The sequence below is a fragment of the Streptomyces sp. NPDC127038 genome (assembly GCF_042725875.1).
In the GTDB taxonomy this organism is placed as follows: domain Bacteria; phylum Actinomycetota; class Actinomycetes; order Streptomycetales; family Streptomycetaceae; genus Streptomyces.
The window spans coordinates 1-13,832 of sequence record NZ_JBHXDQ010000115.1; the positions used below are offsets into that span (position 1 = coordinate 1).

General features: G+C 73.7%; 13 protein-coding genes. 4 read left to right on the plus strand and 9 right to left on the minus strand.

From position 1 onward, the window contains the following. Positions 1 to 92: 92 nt before the first annotated feature. From ACFWI4_RS40210 to lipB, 4 genes are all read right to left on the minus strand, one after another. A complete protein-coding gene (locus ACFWI4_RS40210) occupies positions 93 to 791 on the minus strand; it encodes a DUF4191 domain-containing protein (RefSeq protein ID WP_385400593.1) in 699 nt (232 codons plus the stop codon). Between the two features lie 190 nt (positions 792 to 981). Continuing rightward, on the minus strand, positions 982 to 1,176 hold the full coding sequence (locus ACFWI4_RS40215) for a hypothetical protein (protein WP_385400595.1): 195 nt from the start codon (positions 1,174 to 1,176) through the stop codon (positions 982 to 984). 292 nt (positions 1,177 to 1,468) lie between these two features. Then, entirely contained in the window at positions 1,469 to 2,434 is a 966-nt protein-coding gene (gene lipA, locus ACFWI4_RS40220) for a lipoyl synthase (RefSeq protein WP_037623963.1), read from the minus strand. A 143-nt stretch (positions 2,435 to 2,577) separates the two neighbouring features. After that, a complete protein-coding gene (gene lipB / locus ACFWI4_RS40225) occupies positions 2,578 to 3,387 on the minus strand; it encodes a lipoyl(octanoyl) transferase LipB (RefSeq protein ID WP_387206534.1) in 810 nt (269 codons plus the stop codon). 332 nt (positions 3,388 to 3,719) lie between these two features. Between lipB and ACFWI4_RS40230 the strand changes: the two genes are divergently transcribed. After that, positions 3,720 to 5,192, plus strand: coding sequence for a regulator (locus ACFWI4_RS40230; RefSeq protein WP_387206536.1), 1,473 nt, complete (start codon positions 3,720 to 3,722; stop codon positions 5,190 to 5,192). A gap of 694 nt (positions 5,193 to 5,886) precedes the next feature. On the opposite strand, the gene ACFWI4_RS40235 is transcribed toward ACFWI4_RS40230, so the two are convergent. Beyond that, positions 5,887 to 7,281, minus strand: a complete 1,395-nt coding sequence (locus ACFWI4_RS40235; RefSeq protein WP_387206538.1) for an NAD(P)/FAD-dependent oxidoreductase — start codon at positions 7,279 to 7,281, stop codon at positions 5,887 to 5,889. 500 nt (positions 7,282 to 7,781) lie between these two features. Next, positions 7,782 to 8,699 carry a TIGR01777 family oxidoreductase gene (locus ACFWI4_RS40240; RefSeq protein ID WP_387206540.1) on the minus strand — a complete coding sequence of 306 codons (918 nt, stop codon included), beginning with the start codon at positions 8,697 to 8,699 and terminating at the stop codon, positions 7,782 to 7,784. 72 nt (positions 8,700 to 8,771) lie between these two features. Between ACFWI4_RS40240 and ACFWI4_RS40245 the strand changes: the two genes are divergently transcribed. Then, positions 8,772 to 9,263 carry a GNAT family N-acetyltransferase gene (locus tag ACFWI4_RS40245; RefSeq protein ID WP_387206542.1) on the plus strand — a complete coding sequence of 164 codons (492 nt, stop codon included), beginning with the start codon at positions 8,772 to 8,774 and terminating at the stop codon, positions 9,261 to 9,263. A gap of 31 nt (positions 9,264 to 9,294) precedes the next feature. Here the strand turns inward: ACFWI4_RS40245 and ACFWI4_RS40250 are convergent, their stop codons facing one another. Next, a complete protein-coding gene (locus ACFWI4_RS40250; RefSeq protein WP_387206544.1) occupies positions 9,295 to 10,479 on the minus strand; it encodes a MarP family serine protease in 1,185 nt (394 codons plus the stop codon). 398 nt (positions 10,480 to 10,877) lie between these two features. On the opposite strand from ACFWI4_RS40250, the gene ACFWI4_RS40255 reads away from it, so the two are divergent. Beyond that, positions 10,878 to 11,603: a peptidoglycan recognition protein gene (locus ACFWI4_RS40255; protein WP_387206546.1), complete on the plus strand. Its 726-nt coding sequence runs from the start codon at positions 10,878 to 10,880 to the stop codon at positions 11,601 to 11,603. Positions 11,604 to 11,741: 138 nt separating this feature from the next. Then, positions 11,742 to 12,062: a hypothetical protein gene (locus ACFWI4_RS40260; protein WP_387206549.1), complete on the plus strand. Its 321-nt coding sequence runs from the start codon at positions 11,742 to 11,744 to the stop codon at positions 12,060 to 12,062. On the opposite strand, the gene ACFWI4_RS40265 is transcribed toward ACFWI4_RS40260, so the two are convergent. Next, a complete protein-coding gene (locus ACFWI4_RS40265; protein WP_385400640.1) occupies positions 12,026 to 12,547 on the minus strand; it encodes a DUF4240 domain-containing protein in 522 nt (173 codons plus the stop codon). The genes ACFWI4_RS40260 and ACFWI4_RS40265 overlap by 37 nt on opposite strands. Positions 12,548 to 12,650: 103 nt before the next feature. Next, the gene (locus ACFWI4_RS40270) at positions 12,651 to 13,634 is read right to left on the minus strand and encodes a helix-turn-helix transcriptional regulator (RefSeq protein WP_387206552.1); all 984 of its coding nucleotides are present in this window, start codon (positions 13,632 to 13,634) and stop codon (positions 12,651 to 12,653) included. Positions 13,635 to 13,832 lie beyond the last annotated feature (198 nt).

Here is a 13,832-nt window from a genome sequence, read left to right on the forward strand (position 1 = left end):
CCGGTTCGGGCGCACTCGTGGCGGGGTGGGGTGGTCAGGTTGGCCCCCCCGCCCCCCCCACCGCCGTAGAACTGTTCAGGCCGACGCGAGCGTCACCGCTTGGGACCGCCCCGCGGCATCCGCATCCCCTTGGGCATCGGGCCCTTCGGCAGCGGCATGTTGCTCATCAGGTCGCCCATGGCGCGCAGCCGGTCGTTGGTCGCCGTGACCTGGGGACCGGCGAGCACACGCGGCAGCTTCAGCATCGTCGTGCGGAGCTTCTTCAGCTCCACCTGGCCCTCGCCCGTGCCCACGAGAATGTCGTGCACCGGAACGTCCGCGACGATCCGCGCCATCTTCTTCTTCTCGGCGGCCAGCAGGCTCTTGACCCGGTTCGGGTTGCCCTCGGCCACCAGCACGATGCCGGCCTTGCCGACGGCGCGGTGCACCACGTCCTGGCTGCGGTTCATCGCGACGGCCGGAGTCGTCGTCCAGCCCCGGCCGATGTTGTCGAGCACCGCCGCGGCCGCGCCCGGCTGGCCCTCCATCTGCCCGAAGGCGGCCCGCTCGGCCCTGCGTCCGAAGACGATCGCGGTCGTCAGGACCGCGATGAAGAGCCCGAGAATGCCGAGATAGACCGGGTGGCCGATCAAGAAGCCGATCGCGAGGAAGACACCCAGGGTGAGAATTCCGACAGCCGCGAGTACAAGACCGATCTTGGAATCGGCCTTGCGGGTCATTTTGTACGTCAGAGCGATCTGCTTGAGTCGCCCGGGGTTCGCAGCGTCCGCTGCGGGTTCCTTCCTCGCCATGCCCACGAGTCTACGTGGCCCGCGGAGCGCCGACGACGGCAGTCCCGGGCGGGGATGATCGCGACGGCCCGCGGGAAGGCGCGGTGACGGCACCGATCGGCCCCGGAGCCGTGACACGACGGGCCGGGTTCGGGGACGGCCGGGACGGCACCGGCCCGCGGCCGGTACGGCCGAGCGGCGAGCGGCCGGGTCAGGGCCGGGTGACGGATTCCAGTACGCGCTGCGCCTCGACCCGGTCCTTGGCGCGGCGGCGGTCCTCCAGGACGGAGGTCCAGGCGTTGCGGCGGGCGGTGCGCTGTCCGCTGCTCATGAGCAGCGATTCGACGGCACGCAGTGCATCGGTGAACGACGGAATCGGGGTGGCGCGTACGGGCGCGGCCTGCATGATGTGGATCCCCCCTAGGGATCGACGGCTCGGACGGGGACGGGTGTGACGTGGAACCAGAGTCTCTGATTGGTGTTACCAGTACGTGACCGAGCGGTCAAACACCAATGAAGCCTTGATACCGCGGGTCCTTTTCCTGACCCCTTGCTGATGCGGCGTTCAGCTGCGGGTACGTCGTGAGGGGGTGTGAACGAGCCGTGGTGAAGGGCGAGTTGCTTGTGCGCGGATTCACACGAAAGCGGTGGCACCGAGTGCCACCGCTTTTCTTTCGCAACGTGTGCCGTTCGGGGGATCAGACCGCCTGGGAGGCGACGTACGCGCCGCGCTTCTCGACGGCCATCTGGTACAGGCGGCCGGCCCGGTACGAGGAGCGGACCAGCGGGCCCGACATGACGCCGGAGAAGCCGATCTCCTCGGCCTCCTCCTTGAGCTCCACGAACTCCTGCGGCTTGACCCAGCGCTCCACGGGGTGGTGGCGCACGGAGGGCCGGAGGTACTGCGTGATCGTGATGAGCTCGCAGCCCGCGTCGTGCAGCTGCTGGAGCGCCTCGCTGACCTCCTCGCGGGTCTCGCCCATGCCGAGGATCAGGTTGGATTTCGTGACCAGACCGTAGTCACGGGCCTCGGTGATGACCTTGAGCGAGCGCTCGTAGCGGAAGCCCGGACGGATCCGCTTGAAGATCCGCGGGACCGTCTCGACGTTGTGCGCGAAGACCTCGGGGCGCGAGGAGAAGACCTCCGCGAGCTGCTCGGGCTCGGCGTTGAAGTCCGGGGCCAGCAGTTCGACCTTGGTGCGGCCGGCCTCGCGGCCCGCCGTCTGCGCGTGGATCTGGCGGACCGTCTCGGCGTACAGCCAGGCTCCGCCGTCCTCCAGGTCGTCGCGGGCGACGCCGGTGATGGTGGCGTAGTTCAGGTCCATCGTGACGACGGACTCGCCGACACGGCGGGGCTCGTCACGGTCCAGCGCCTCGGGCTTGCCGGTGTCGATCTGGCAGAAGTCGCAGCGCCGCGTGCACTGGTCGCCGCCGATGAGGAACGTGGCCTCGCGGTCCTCCCAGCACTCGTAGATGTTGGGGCAGCCCGCCTCCTGGCAGACCGTGTGCAGGCCCTCGCTCTTCACCAGGCCCTGCATCTTGGTGTACTCGGGACCCATCTTCGCCCGGGTCTTGATCCACTCGGGCTTGCGCTCGATGGGGGTCTGGCTGTTCCGGACCTCCAGGCGCAGCATCTTGCGTCCGTCGGGTGCGACTGCGGACACATCGGCTCCCTGTAACTTCGATTCTTCGGCGTACACCAGGGTACGCCCGTGCGGTGCTCGGCCCCCGCCGTGGGCAACCTTCGGGAACGTGGGTGCATTCCCGGAAGGCCGCCCGGGTGGGGTACGGGTTCGGGGTACGGGTTCTAGGCGGTGGCGCGTTCGACGACGCGCGGCTTGAGGTCCGCGTTCGTCAGGATGTCCCCGAGGTGCCTCTCGACCACGGGCAGGACCTCGGCGATGGTCACGTCACGGCCCAGTTCGTTCGCGAGGGAGGCGACCCCCGCGTCGCGGATGCCGCACGGGATGATCCGGTCGAACCAGGCGTTGTCCGGGTTCACGTTCAGCGCGAAGCCGTGCATCGTGACGCCCTTGGCGACGCGGATGCCGATCGCGGCGATCTTGCGGTCCTCGCGGCGCTGGCCCGCGTTGGAGGGGGCGTACTCCGGGCCGTTGAGCCGCGGGTCGAACTCCTCGTCCTGAAGGCGCGGGTCGAAGTCGAGGGAGAGGCCCCCGAGGCCGGAGGAGGCCCCCTGGGCGGAGTCCTTGGCGTCGCCGAGGACCCAGACGCCGCTGCGGCCCTCGACGCGGCTCGTCTCCAGGCCGAACTCCGCGCAGGTGCGGATGAGCGCCTCTTCCAGACGGCGTACGTGCGCTACGACGTCCACGGGACGCGGGAGCTTCTGGATGGGGTAGCCGACCAGCTGGCCCGGACCGTGCCAGGTGATCTTGCCGCCGCGGTCCACGTCGATGACGGGGGTGCCGTCCAGGGGCCGCTCGTTGTCCGCCGTGCGCCGCCCCGCGGTGTACACCGGCGGGTGCTCCAGGAGCAGACAGGTGTCGGGGATCTCGTCCAGGAACCGGGCGGCGTGCACGCGGCGCTGCTCGTCCCACGCCTCCTGGTACTCGACGGCCTCGGCACCGAATCCCATGCGGACGAACCGCAACTCACTCACGGCAAGCGCCTCCCTAGAAGCTTCCTCGGGCACGTGGTGGTCCCCGTGCGGGGCACGCGAAGGAACCTTTCGTCAGGTCCGTGGCGCGCCCACGCCACTGTACGTCCGTCCGATCCGCGTCAGCTCGACAGCCAATCCTCACACGATCGGATGAATGAATGACGATGTGTGCGATGACGTGCTCACGCTCCGCTACATTCGCGCCGTTCACGAGGCCATAAGGGCTGCTCACAGGCAATCCGGGCACAGGGGGGCCTCGGGGAGGCGCAAGCACGTTCTCACGCCGCCCCGAGACGCCCCTGGAGACCCGAAGGCAGGAGACCGCACCGCAGATGACGGAACGACCCGCGCAGCGCACGCCCAATCGACAGCTCGCCGCGCTCATCGCAGAAGCGGGGTTCTCCAACGCAGGTCTCGCCCGTCGGGTCGACCAGCTCGGACTCGAACACGGACTGGACCTGAGATACGACAAGACGTCGGTGACCCGGTGGCTGCGGGGCCAGCAGCCACGCGGGACCACCCCCGCGCTCATCGCCGAGGTGTTCACGCGCCGCCTCGGCAGGCGCCTGAGCGCGCAGGACCTCGGGCTCGACGCCTGCGCGCCCGTGTACGCGGGGCTGGAGTTCGCCGCGACCCCGGAGGAGGCCGTGGACATCGTCAGCGGCCTGTGGCGCAAGGACTCCGGGAGCCACGCCGAACTCCGCAAGATCGCCTTCACCCCGGCGGGACTCGTCGTGCCCAGCCGGGACTGGCTGATCGGCCGGGCCGACGACCGGGTCGCCCGCGGCGACCAGCCGGCCCGCATCCCCGCCCAGGGCCGCCCGATGCCGCCCAGGGTCACGGCACCGCCCGAGCAGGGGGGACCCTCGTCCCGGCGCGGCCGCACCGAGCGGGGCCCCGGCCAGCGGGTCAGCGGCGGGGACATCGCCGCGCTCCGCTCGGTCGGCGAGCTCTTCCGCGCCCTCGACCACGCCTACGGCGGCGGCCACGCCCGCCAGGCCCTGGTCCGCTACCTGGAGCACGAGGCCGAGCCGATGCTGCGCGGCGCCTACGGCGAGCAGACCGGCCGGCATCTGTTCGCCGCCGCCGCCGACCTCACCCGGCTCGCCGGCTGGACGTCGTACGACATCGGCGCGCACGGGCTCGCGCAGCGGTACTTCGTCCAGGCGCTGCGGCTGGCGCAGGCCGCCGGCGACCGGGTGTACGGCTCGTACGTGCTCATCACGATGAGCCGGCAGGCGGTGTACCTCGGGCACGGGCGCGAGGCCGTGCAGCTGGCGCGGGTCGCGCAGCAGGGCCTCGGCACCGGGGGGCCGCAGGTCGTGCAGGCGCTGCTGCACGCGGTCGAGGCGCGCGGTCACGGGGTGCTCGGCGAGGTGCGGGCCTGCACGGCCTCCCTGGTCCGGGCCGAACGCGCGCTGGAGGCGTCCCGGACCGGCGACGAGGTCCCGCACTGGGCGCGGTATTTCGACGAGGCGCAGCTCGCCGACGAGTTCGGGCACTGCCACCGCGACCTCCAGCAGTTCCGGGCGGCGGCGCAGCACGCGGAGCGCTCGCTCCAGCTGCGGGCGCCCGGTTACGCGCGCAGCCGGCTGTTCTGCCGGGTGGTGCTCGCCTCGGCGCGGCTCGGGCTCGGGGAGCTCGACCAGGCCTGTCTGCTCGGCGCGGAGGCCGCCGGGCAGGCGGCGGAGATGCGGTCGGCGCGGGCCGTCGAGTACGTACGGGACTTCGAGAAACGGCTCGAACCGTACAAGGACGCCGCTCCCGTGCGGGGGTATCGCGACAAGGTGGCCGCGCTGAGCTGAGCGGGGCGCCTTTCCGGCGGGGCCCCGGTGTCATGTGGGCCTGGGGATCCCGTGGGCCGGGGATCCCCGGGGTCGGGGTCCGTCCCCGGCCTCCGGCCTGGGGAACCGGAGACCGGGAAGCTGTTCGGGCGGGCCGGGGGCACGGTCACCCTGGAGCGCGGGGCGGGGGCCGTCCGCCGGGTTGACGGGGTCGGGTCACCACCTTCGGGGGCCCCGAGGGGGCGGACCGCCGGCTGCGGTCCGCCCGGCAGGGCCGGGTCCGGGGACTCCGGGCCGGGTCTGGAGTCACCGGGGCGGGCCCGGAGTCACCGGGGCGGGTCCGGGGGGCTCCGGGGCCTGCCCGGTGGCTCCGGCTGGGGGAGCACTCCGGCCGGGAGCCTTCCGGGCTCCCGGTCCCTTCCGGTTCCTGGTCCCTTTCGGTTTCCGGTCCCTTCGGTTTCGGTCGCTTCCGGGTTGGCGGTCATCTCCGGGTTACCGGTCCTTTCCCGGGGTGGGTCACCCCGGGAAGGGGCGGCCCCCGGCCGTTGCCGGCCCTTGCGGGTTGCGCCCCTCCTCTGGAGTTCCGCGGCCCGTGTCGGAGCCCTGCGGTTCCGTGCCGGAGTTCCGCGGCCCCTGCCGGAGTTCCGCAACGCCTGCCAGGGCCTAGGCAACCCCGTGGTGGTGGAACGGAGTTGCGTGTGGCCCCGGGTGGGGTTCAGGCGGCTGCGGTCTCCAGGGGTTCGGCCAAGGGGGCGGTCGGGGCGACCTCCAGGTCCGTCAGGAGGGCGTGGGCGGCCCGCCGGGCCGAGTGGAGCGCGCCCTGCACGCTGTTGGTGTCCCGGTGGTCACCGCACACGTACAGGCCCGCGAGCAGCCGTACGGGGCGTCGCGGGTCGTGCGGCGGCGGCATCGCCGGGACGGCCTCGGGCTCGTGATGGACCGCCAGCAGTTCCCAGCGGTTCGTCGAGGTGCCGTAGAGGCGGGCCAGCTGGGCGCGGACCGTCGCGTCCAGGTGGGCCGCGGCGGGAGGCGTGCCGAGCACGGTCGAGGAGATCAGGGCGCGGCCGGCCGGTGCCCGGGTCGGGTCGACCTGGCTGACGACCGCCGTGTGCGCCACCGGGCCGCCGCGGTCGGCGTCCAGGATCAGCGCAGGATCGGTGAGCGGTGGTTCGTCCGTGGTGTGGTGCAGCACGGTCACCGGGTGGAAGGCGGGCACGTGCAGTCCGGGCAGGAACCCGGCGGCGGCGCGGGCGCCGGTCGCCAACAGGATGGCCCGGCAGCGGAGTTCGCCGTGGTCCTTGGTCGTGACCCGGGTCGTCGAGACGGCGGTGACCTCGACGCCCGTGTGCACGGTGCCGGGCGGCAGCGCGGCCGCGAGCAGTTCGGGGAGCGCGTCCGCGCCGCCCTCCGGCAGGCACAGCCGGCCCGTCGCGAAGGAGTGCAGCGCGAGGTCGGCGCAGCGGCTGGACGTCAGCAGCTCCGGATCGCACAGCAGGGCCGCGAGAAGGGGGCGCAGAAAGGCGTCGACCGTACGGGCGGGAAGCCCCCGCGCGGTCAGCGAGGCCGCCGCGGTGACGTCGGGGCGGGCGAGCAGGCGCTCCGGCGGGGTGGAGGCGAGCCGGGCGAGGGCCGCGCCGAGCCGGGACTGGTCCAGGGGACTGCCGAGCGGTCCCGGGCGCGGGGTGCCGCGCGCCGGACGGGGCAGCGGAAGCCGGGGGGCGCTCGCGAGGGCGCGCGCGGTGGTGAGTGCGCCCCTTGCGCTCCGGGGTGTGCCGGGCGTGCCCGTGTGGTGGCGGTGGCCGTCGCTGTGCAGCAGCACGCCGGGCGTGAACGGGCGCAGGACGAGGCCGCCCAGGCCCGGGGTGAGGCGCAGTTCCGGGTACGACGTGGACAGGAGCCGGCCGAGCCGGTCCAGCCGGAAGCCGTCGACCTTCTCCGTGGTCATACGGCCGCCCACATGGGGGGCGGCCTCCAGGACGGCGGTCCTCAGCCCCGCCCCGGTCAGATGACGTGCGGCCGCGAGGCCGGCGACACCGGCTCCCACGACGACGACGTCGACGTCTTCGGTGATCTCCGCCGTGTGCGCGGCGTGGCGTGCGGGCTCTAGCACGTGCCCCTCCTCGAGGTTGCGCGGCCGGTGGGGACGTCATGCCCCCAACACGCTTCTGGAATGCCCGAGTTCGGAACGAGGGTGCGAGGTTCGGCCGCCCGGGGGAAGCCGCGCGGCGGCCGTGCACGGGTGCATGGGGGGTGCATGTGCCGTCCGGCGGGGTGATCGGTGTCGCCGGGGCCGGCCCCCGGCTCCCTCGGGCGGCCCGGCGTGGGACGAGGGCGCCACCGTGACGAATCCGGGCGGCCGGGGCCGGAGGGGCCTGTTCCGGCGTCCGAGGCCGGCGCACCGGCCGGAGGCGGCCCGTCCCCCGCCGGATCCGCCGGAAACCGGCCCTCCGGGGGTGCCGGGAAGAGTCATTCCCCCGGGGCACAGCCCTCGGCGACGCCGGCTCCACCGGTGAGCGGACCACCCGCCGGGGGAGCCGCCGGGGGAGCCGCCGGGACGGACCCCGGGGCAGAGCGAATGCGCCCCCGGGGGGACCCCGCCCCCGGGCCCCCTCAGCCCAGTGCCGCTCGCAGCGATCCCTCGATCGACGGGAACGCGAAGGTGAAGTCGGATTCCAGGAGGCGGGTGGGGAGGACGCGTTGGCTGCCCAGGACGTCGTCGGCCATGTCGCCGAGGGCCAGGCGCAGCAGCGGGGCGGGGGCGGTCAGGAGGGTCGGGCGGTGCAGGACGCGTCCCATGGCCGCGGTGATCTCGGCGTTGGTCAGCGGGTCGGGGGCGGTCAGGTTCACCGGTCCGGACAGCGACTCGGTGTCGATGAGATGCCGGATCGCGGCCACCTCGTCGTGCAGCGCGATATGGCTCCAGTACTGGCGCCCGTTCCCCATCCGCCCCCCGGCCCCCGCCTTGAACAGGGGGATCAGCCGGGCCCAGGCCCCGCCCTCGCGCGCCACGACGAGCCCGGTCCTGGCGATCACCGTACGTACCCCAGCCTCCTGCGCGGGGGAGGCCGCCTCCTCCCACTCGACGCAGACCGACGGCAGGAACCCGTCCCCGGGAGGCGCGGACTCGTCCACCGCGCGGTCGCCGGTGTCGCCGTAGAACCCGATCGCGCTCCCGTTGACGAAGACGCGCGGCGGCTCGTCGAGGGAGGCCACCGCCTCCGCGAGCGTCGCCGTCCCGAGCACCCGGCTGTCCCGGATCATCCGCTTGTACGCCAGGGTCCAGGGCCGTCCCGCGACGGGGGCGCCCGCCAGGTTGACCACCGCGGTACAGCCGATGAGCCCCACCGCGTCGATCCGCTGCCGCTGCGGATCCCAGCGGACCTCGTCCGGGGAACGCGGCTCACGGCGCACCAGCCGGACCACCTGGTGCCCCTCGGCGCTCAGCGAGCGCGCCAGCGCGGAGCCGATCAGACCGGACGCGCCGGCGATCACGATGCGGGAACCCGGGGACAGGGTGGAGTCGCTCATGGGTCCATCCTGCCCGCGCGGCCGCCGACTTCACGGAAAAGGCCACAGCGCGGCGGCCGTACAGTGACCGGTATGTCAGCTGCTCCGCGGATACGCCCCGCCACCCTGGACGACGAGGACGCGCTCGGCCGGCTCGACCGCGACACCTGGTCCACGCTGCACGCGGTCATGCCGCGCCCCCGGCCGCCGTACGAACCCTTCTACAGCGAGCGCTTCGGTCCCCGTGACCACATCGTCGCCGAGCTCGACGGGCGGCCGGCCGGATACATCCGGCTCGGCTTCCCGACCTCGCTGGCCTGCAACGCGCATGTGCGCCAGATCCTCGGACTGGCGGTCGCCGACGAGGCGCGCGGCGCCGGGGTGGGCCGCGCCCTGCTGCGGGCGGCGTGCGACGAGGCCCGCGGCCAGGGCGCCCGGCGCATCACCCTGCGCGTGCTCGGCCACAACCTCCCCGCGCGCGGGCTGTACGCGTCCGAGGGGTTCGTCGTCGAGGGGATCCTGCCCGGGGAGTTCCTGCTGGACGGCGTCTATGTGGACGACGTCCTGATGGGGCGCGCCCTCTGACGGGGTGCCGGGCCCGGCACCCCGTCAGGGATCAGGAGGTGACGAGGTTGCCCGTGTCCACGCGGACCGTGGCGTGGGCCGCCTTGCGGGCGTCGCCCGCGACCTCGTGGGCCGTCAGGACGTACCCCGTCTCGTCGTCCGAGGTCGAGCGGGCGAAGACCACGCCGTAGACCTTGCCGGTGGTGGTCAGGAGCGGACCGCCGGAGTTGCCGGGCCGCACGGTCGAGCGGATCGAGTAGATCTCGCGGGTGACCGTGCCGGTGTTGTAGATGTTCTGGCCCGTCGCGTTGATGCGGGCGGCGACGGTGGCCGCCTGGAGGTCGAGACCGCCGTCCTGCGGGTAGCCCGCGACCACGGCGGAGTCCCCGCGCGAGGCGACCCCGTCGAAGTGGAGGACCGGGGCGCGCAGCGCCGGCACGTACAGGACGGCGACGTCCTTGTGCGGGTCGAACAGGACCACCCGCGCCTGGTACGAGCGGCCGACCCCGCCCACCCGCACGGTCGGCCGGTCGATGCCGGCCACCACGTGAGCGTTGGTCATCACCCGCTGGGGCGCGTAGACGAAGCCGCTGCCCTCACGGCCCTGGTTGCCCGAGGCGCCCTCGACCTTCACGGTGCTCACCTTGGCCGCGTTCGTCGCGGACGGCGTGACACTGTCCCCCGAGGGCTTGGCGACCCCGGCCGCCGGTTCGTTCTCGAAGGGGTTGAAGACCTGCGGGAAGCCCGCCTCCGTGAGGGCGGAGGTCGCGCGCGAGAACCAGGTCGGCGTGGTCTGCGGCATCGAGTCCTGCACGGCGCCCAGCAGCGCCGAGTTGCGGATCGACTGCGTCACCACCGTCGAGGAGGACGCGCCGAGGACGCTCGCCGCCACCCAGGCCACCAGCAGCACCGCCAGGGTGTTCGCCGCGGCCCCGCCGATCCCGTCGGCCACCCGCAGCGGTCCCTCGTCCAGCTCGCGGCGCAGCTTCAGCGCCAGCCGTCCGGCCAGCTCGTGACCCACCACGCCGGGCACCAGCACCGTGAGCACCGCCGTGACCGTCGCCGCCGGCGTCCCCGCCGTGACCAGGTCCATCATCCACGGAAGCACCCATACGCCGATGACGGCGCCGCCCACGAATCCCGCCAGCGAGACACAGCCGGCCACCAGGCCGCGGCGGTACCCGGAGGCCGCGTAGACCAGGATGACCAGCATCAGCAGGAAGTCGAGAACGTCCACGGAGCCGCCTTTCTCTAGGGCCCCTTATTACGCGCCGGGCGGGCCCAGTGATCAGCCACGCGCGTCGGTGCCGCGGAAACGGCCACACCCGTGGACCTGTAAAAACGTCCCGGACAGGCACGATGGTTCCACCAGGTGGCACACCACACATCGCGGCCCGCGCGGATCCGGGTCAGGGTGGCTCCATGCGTGTCTTCCGGAAGCTGCGGGGACCTCGAATACGGAGCGGGGGACGAGCGTCCCGCCCCGGCCCGCACGGGCGCCACGGACGGCCGGGGCACCAGGCCCCCGAACGCCCGACCGGACCCCGGCGAGCGGCCCGTGCTCCCGTGCGCCCCGGCGTGCGCCGGAGTGCGCCGCTGGGGATACCGAGACCGGTCCTCGTGCTCCTCGGCTGCGTGCCCGGCCTGATCGCCGCCCTGGCCCTGATGGTGTGCGTGGCCGGACTGCCCCGTCCGGCGCCCCGCGCGCCCGCCCCGCCCCCGGTCGAGGCCCGGATCACCGTCCCCCGGCCCGTCGCCATGCCGCCCATCGTGCCGCGGTCGAAGTGGCTCGACGCCGTCACGGCGCGCAAGCAGCCCCCGCCCCGCTACGACGACCGTGTCGTGGCGGTCTTCATCCACCACACCGACTCCCCGAACGGCTACGACTGCGCCGACGTGCCCCGGATCATCCGTGACGTGTACGCGGGCCAGACCGGCGCCAAGGACTGGGACGACATCGGCTACAACTTCCTCGTCGACCGCTGCGGCACCATCTACGAGGGCCGCGCGGGCGGGGTCGGCCGGCCCGTCACCGGGGCGCACACCCAGGGCTTCAACCACCGCACCGCCGGGATCGCCGCCATCGGCACGTTCACCGCGGGATCACCGGTGCCGAAGGCGATGACCGACGCGATCGCCCGTCTCGTGGCCTGGAAGCTCGGGCTCGCGGGCGTGGACCCCCGGGGCACGGTCCGGCTCGTCTCCAGCAACAGCCTCAGCCGCTACGCCGCGGGCACCGCCGTCGTGCTCTCCACCGTCTCCGGCCACGACGCGGCCTACATGACCCGGTGCCCGGGCGCCGCCCTCAGCGCCCGCCTCCCCGACATCCGCGAACTGGCCGCCCGCTACCAGGGCCGCTGACCGCCCGCCGCTCCCCGGCGCCAGGGGAGCCGGCGGTCACAGGCTCGCCCACGGCCGCTCACAGAGTCCCCAGAGCCCCGCGCCCTACCGTCGCCGTACGGGGGCGAACGGAGCCGCACGCACCGACCGGAGGCGGGGATGATGAAGATCAGTCGGACGGAGGCCGCGCGCCGCGCGGAGAGCGGGGCGCACGCCCGGCGCCCGGCGGACGGGCAGGGCGCGGGGGCGGCGGAGACGGCGGGCGGCCGGGTGACGGCGGCCCGCGGCACCTGGGCGGTGGTGTGCGCCGTGGTGACGGTCGTCCTGGGACCCGCGGCGGTCACGGCGTCGGCCCTCGACCGGGCCAACGCGGCCCCGCGGCACCACACGGCACACGCGGACACGGACGGCCCGCGGGCGTACGTCCCCGCGGGCCGGTCCCGTCAGTCCTCCCTGAACCGCTCCCACAGCCTGGGGTAGCGCTCCGCGATCACGGAGTCGTCCTCGAACTGGAGCGGGGTCCCCTCGGGCTCGGCGGGCGCGGCCGGGATGCCCAGGGCGGGCGCGACGGCACCGGTGAGCTGCTCGTAGGCCTCGTCGGCCGCGTACCCCAGCTCCTCGCCGTCGCCGTCGATCTCCTCGTCGAAGTCGTCCAGGAGCTCGGCGAGGGTGTCGGGGTCGTGCATCGCCCCCTCGAACACGTCCCGGCCCTGGCCGATCAGCCAGCACCGGAAGAAGTCGAAGGCGTCGTCGCTGGCCCCGTCGAGCAGCAGCCAGGCCGCGCCCCACAGATCCCAGCGGTAGGCGCGGTTGTAGCGGGACTCGAAGTGCCGGGCGAAGTCCAGGACGGAGTCCGGGTCCAGCTGGACGAGCCGCTCGACGAGCAGATCCGCCTGTTCCTCGGGATCGCCCTCGGCAGTCTCGCGGGTCGTGTCCACCAGCTGCCAGAACTCCGTCTCGTCCATCACGGGTCAAGCATCGGGCCTGGACGGGAGGGACGCACGTGGAGCGGCGCAGATTGTTATGCATGCACATGCCGAAGGTAAAACCACCGGGTTCGTACGCATTTCAAGCGGACGGGGGGCGGTACAGCGCCGCCGTCCGGGCCGCGTCCTCCGCGCAGCGCTCCCGCAACGCCGCCGGGGCGAGCACCTCCGCCTCCGGCCCGAGCCCCCGCAGCTGCGTCCGCGCGACCTCCTCGGACTCGACCGGCACGGTGAGCGTCACCCAGCCCCGGTCGTCGGGGGCGCCGGAGGTGCCGAGCCCCTCCTTCGCGGACGCCGGACCGAGGGCGTACGGCAGCTGCCGCACGCCCTCGGGCGAGAGCCGTACGACGATCTCGCACCGCAGGACGGACCGCGCGAACTCCTCGGCCCGCTCCTCCCAGAACGCCGGCAGGTCGAACCCGTCGTCGCGCCGGAACCGCTCGGGCCCCGGGCCGACGGCCGTGAACCGGTCGATCCGGTACACCCGGAAGGCCTCCGTGTCCGCCACCCGCGCGCACAGGTACCAGAGCCCGGCCTTCAGGACGAGCCCGTACGGTTCGAGCGTCCGCTCCACCTCCGTGCCGCCCCGCCGGTAGCGGGCGAGGACCGGGCGGTCGTCCCACACCGCGTCCGCGAGGGCGGGCAGCAGCTCCGGAGTCCGCGGCTCGCTGAACCAGGCCGGCGCGTCCAGATGGAAGCGCTGCGCCGCCGACCGCGAGGCGTCCCGTACGGAGGGCAGCAGCGCGGCCGACACCTTCAGCCGGGCCGCCGAGGCCGTGTCCTGGAGGCCCATGTCGCGCAGCGCCCCCGGTACCCCGCTCAGGAACAGCGCCTCCGCCTCGCTGCGGGCCAGACCCGTCAGCCGGGTGCGGTATCCGCCGATCAGCCGGTAGCCCCCGGCCCGGCCGCGGTCTGCGTAGACGGGGATCCCCGCCTCCGACAGGGCCTGCGCGTCCCGGGCGACCGTGCGCTCGGACACCTCCAGCTCCCGCGCCAGCTCGGCGGCGGTCATCGACGCCCGGGTCTGGAGCAGCAGCACCATCCTGATCAGACGAGCGGCACGCATGCGTTCATGATGCCGGGCGCCACCGACAACGACCGACAACGCGGAGGACGGGCGGCCGGCGCGGAAGGCACCGGGAAAGCGGGGAAGGGGGGCGCGGTCCCCCCATCCCCCTACCCCGGGGTCGACACCCGGCGGACCAGAACGCGCGCCGCCCCGGGCCACTAACGGGCCCCCCCGAATACAAGCAGCCGCCGGCCG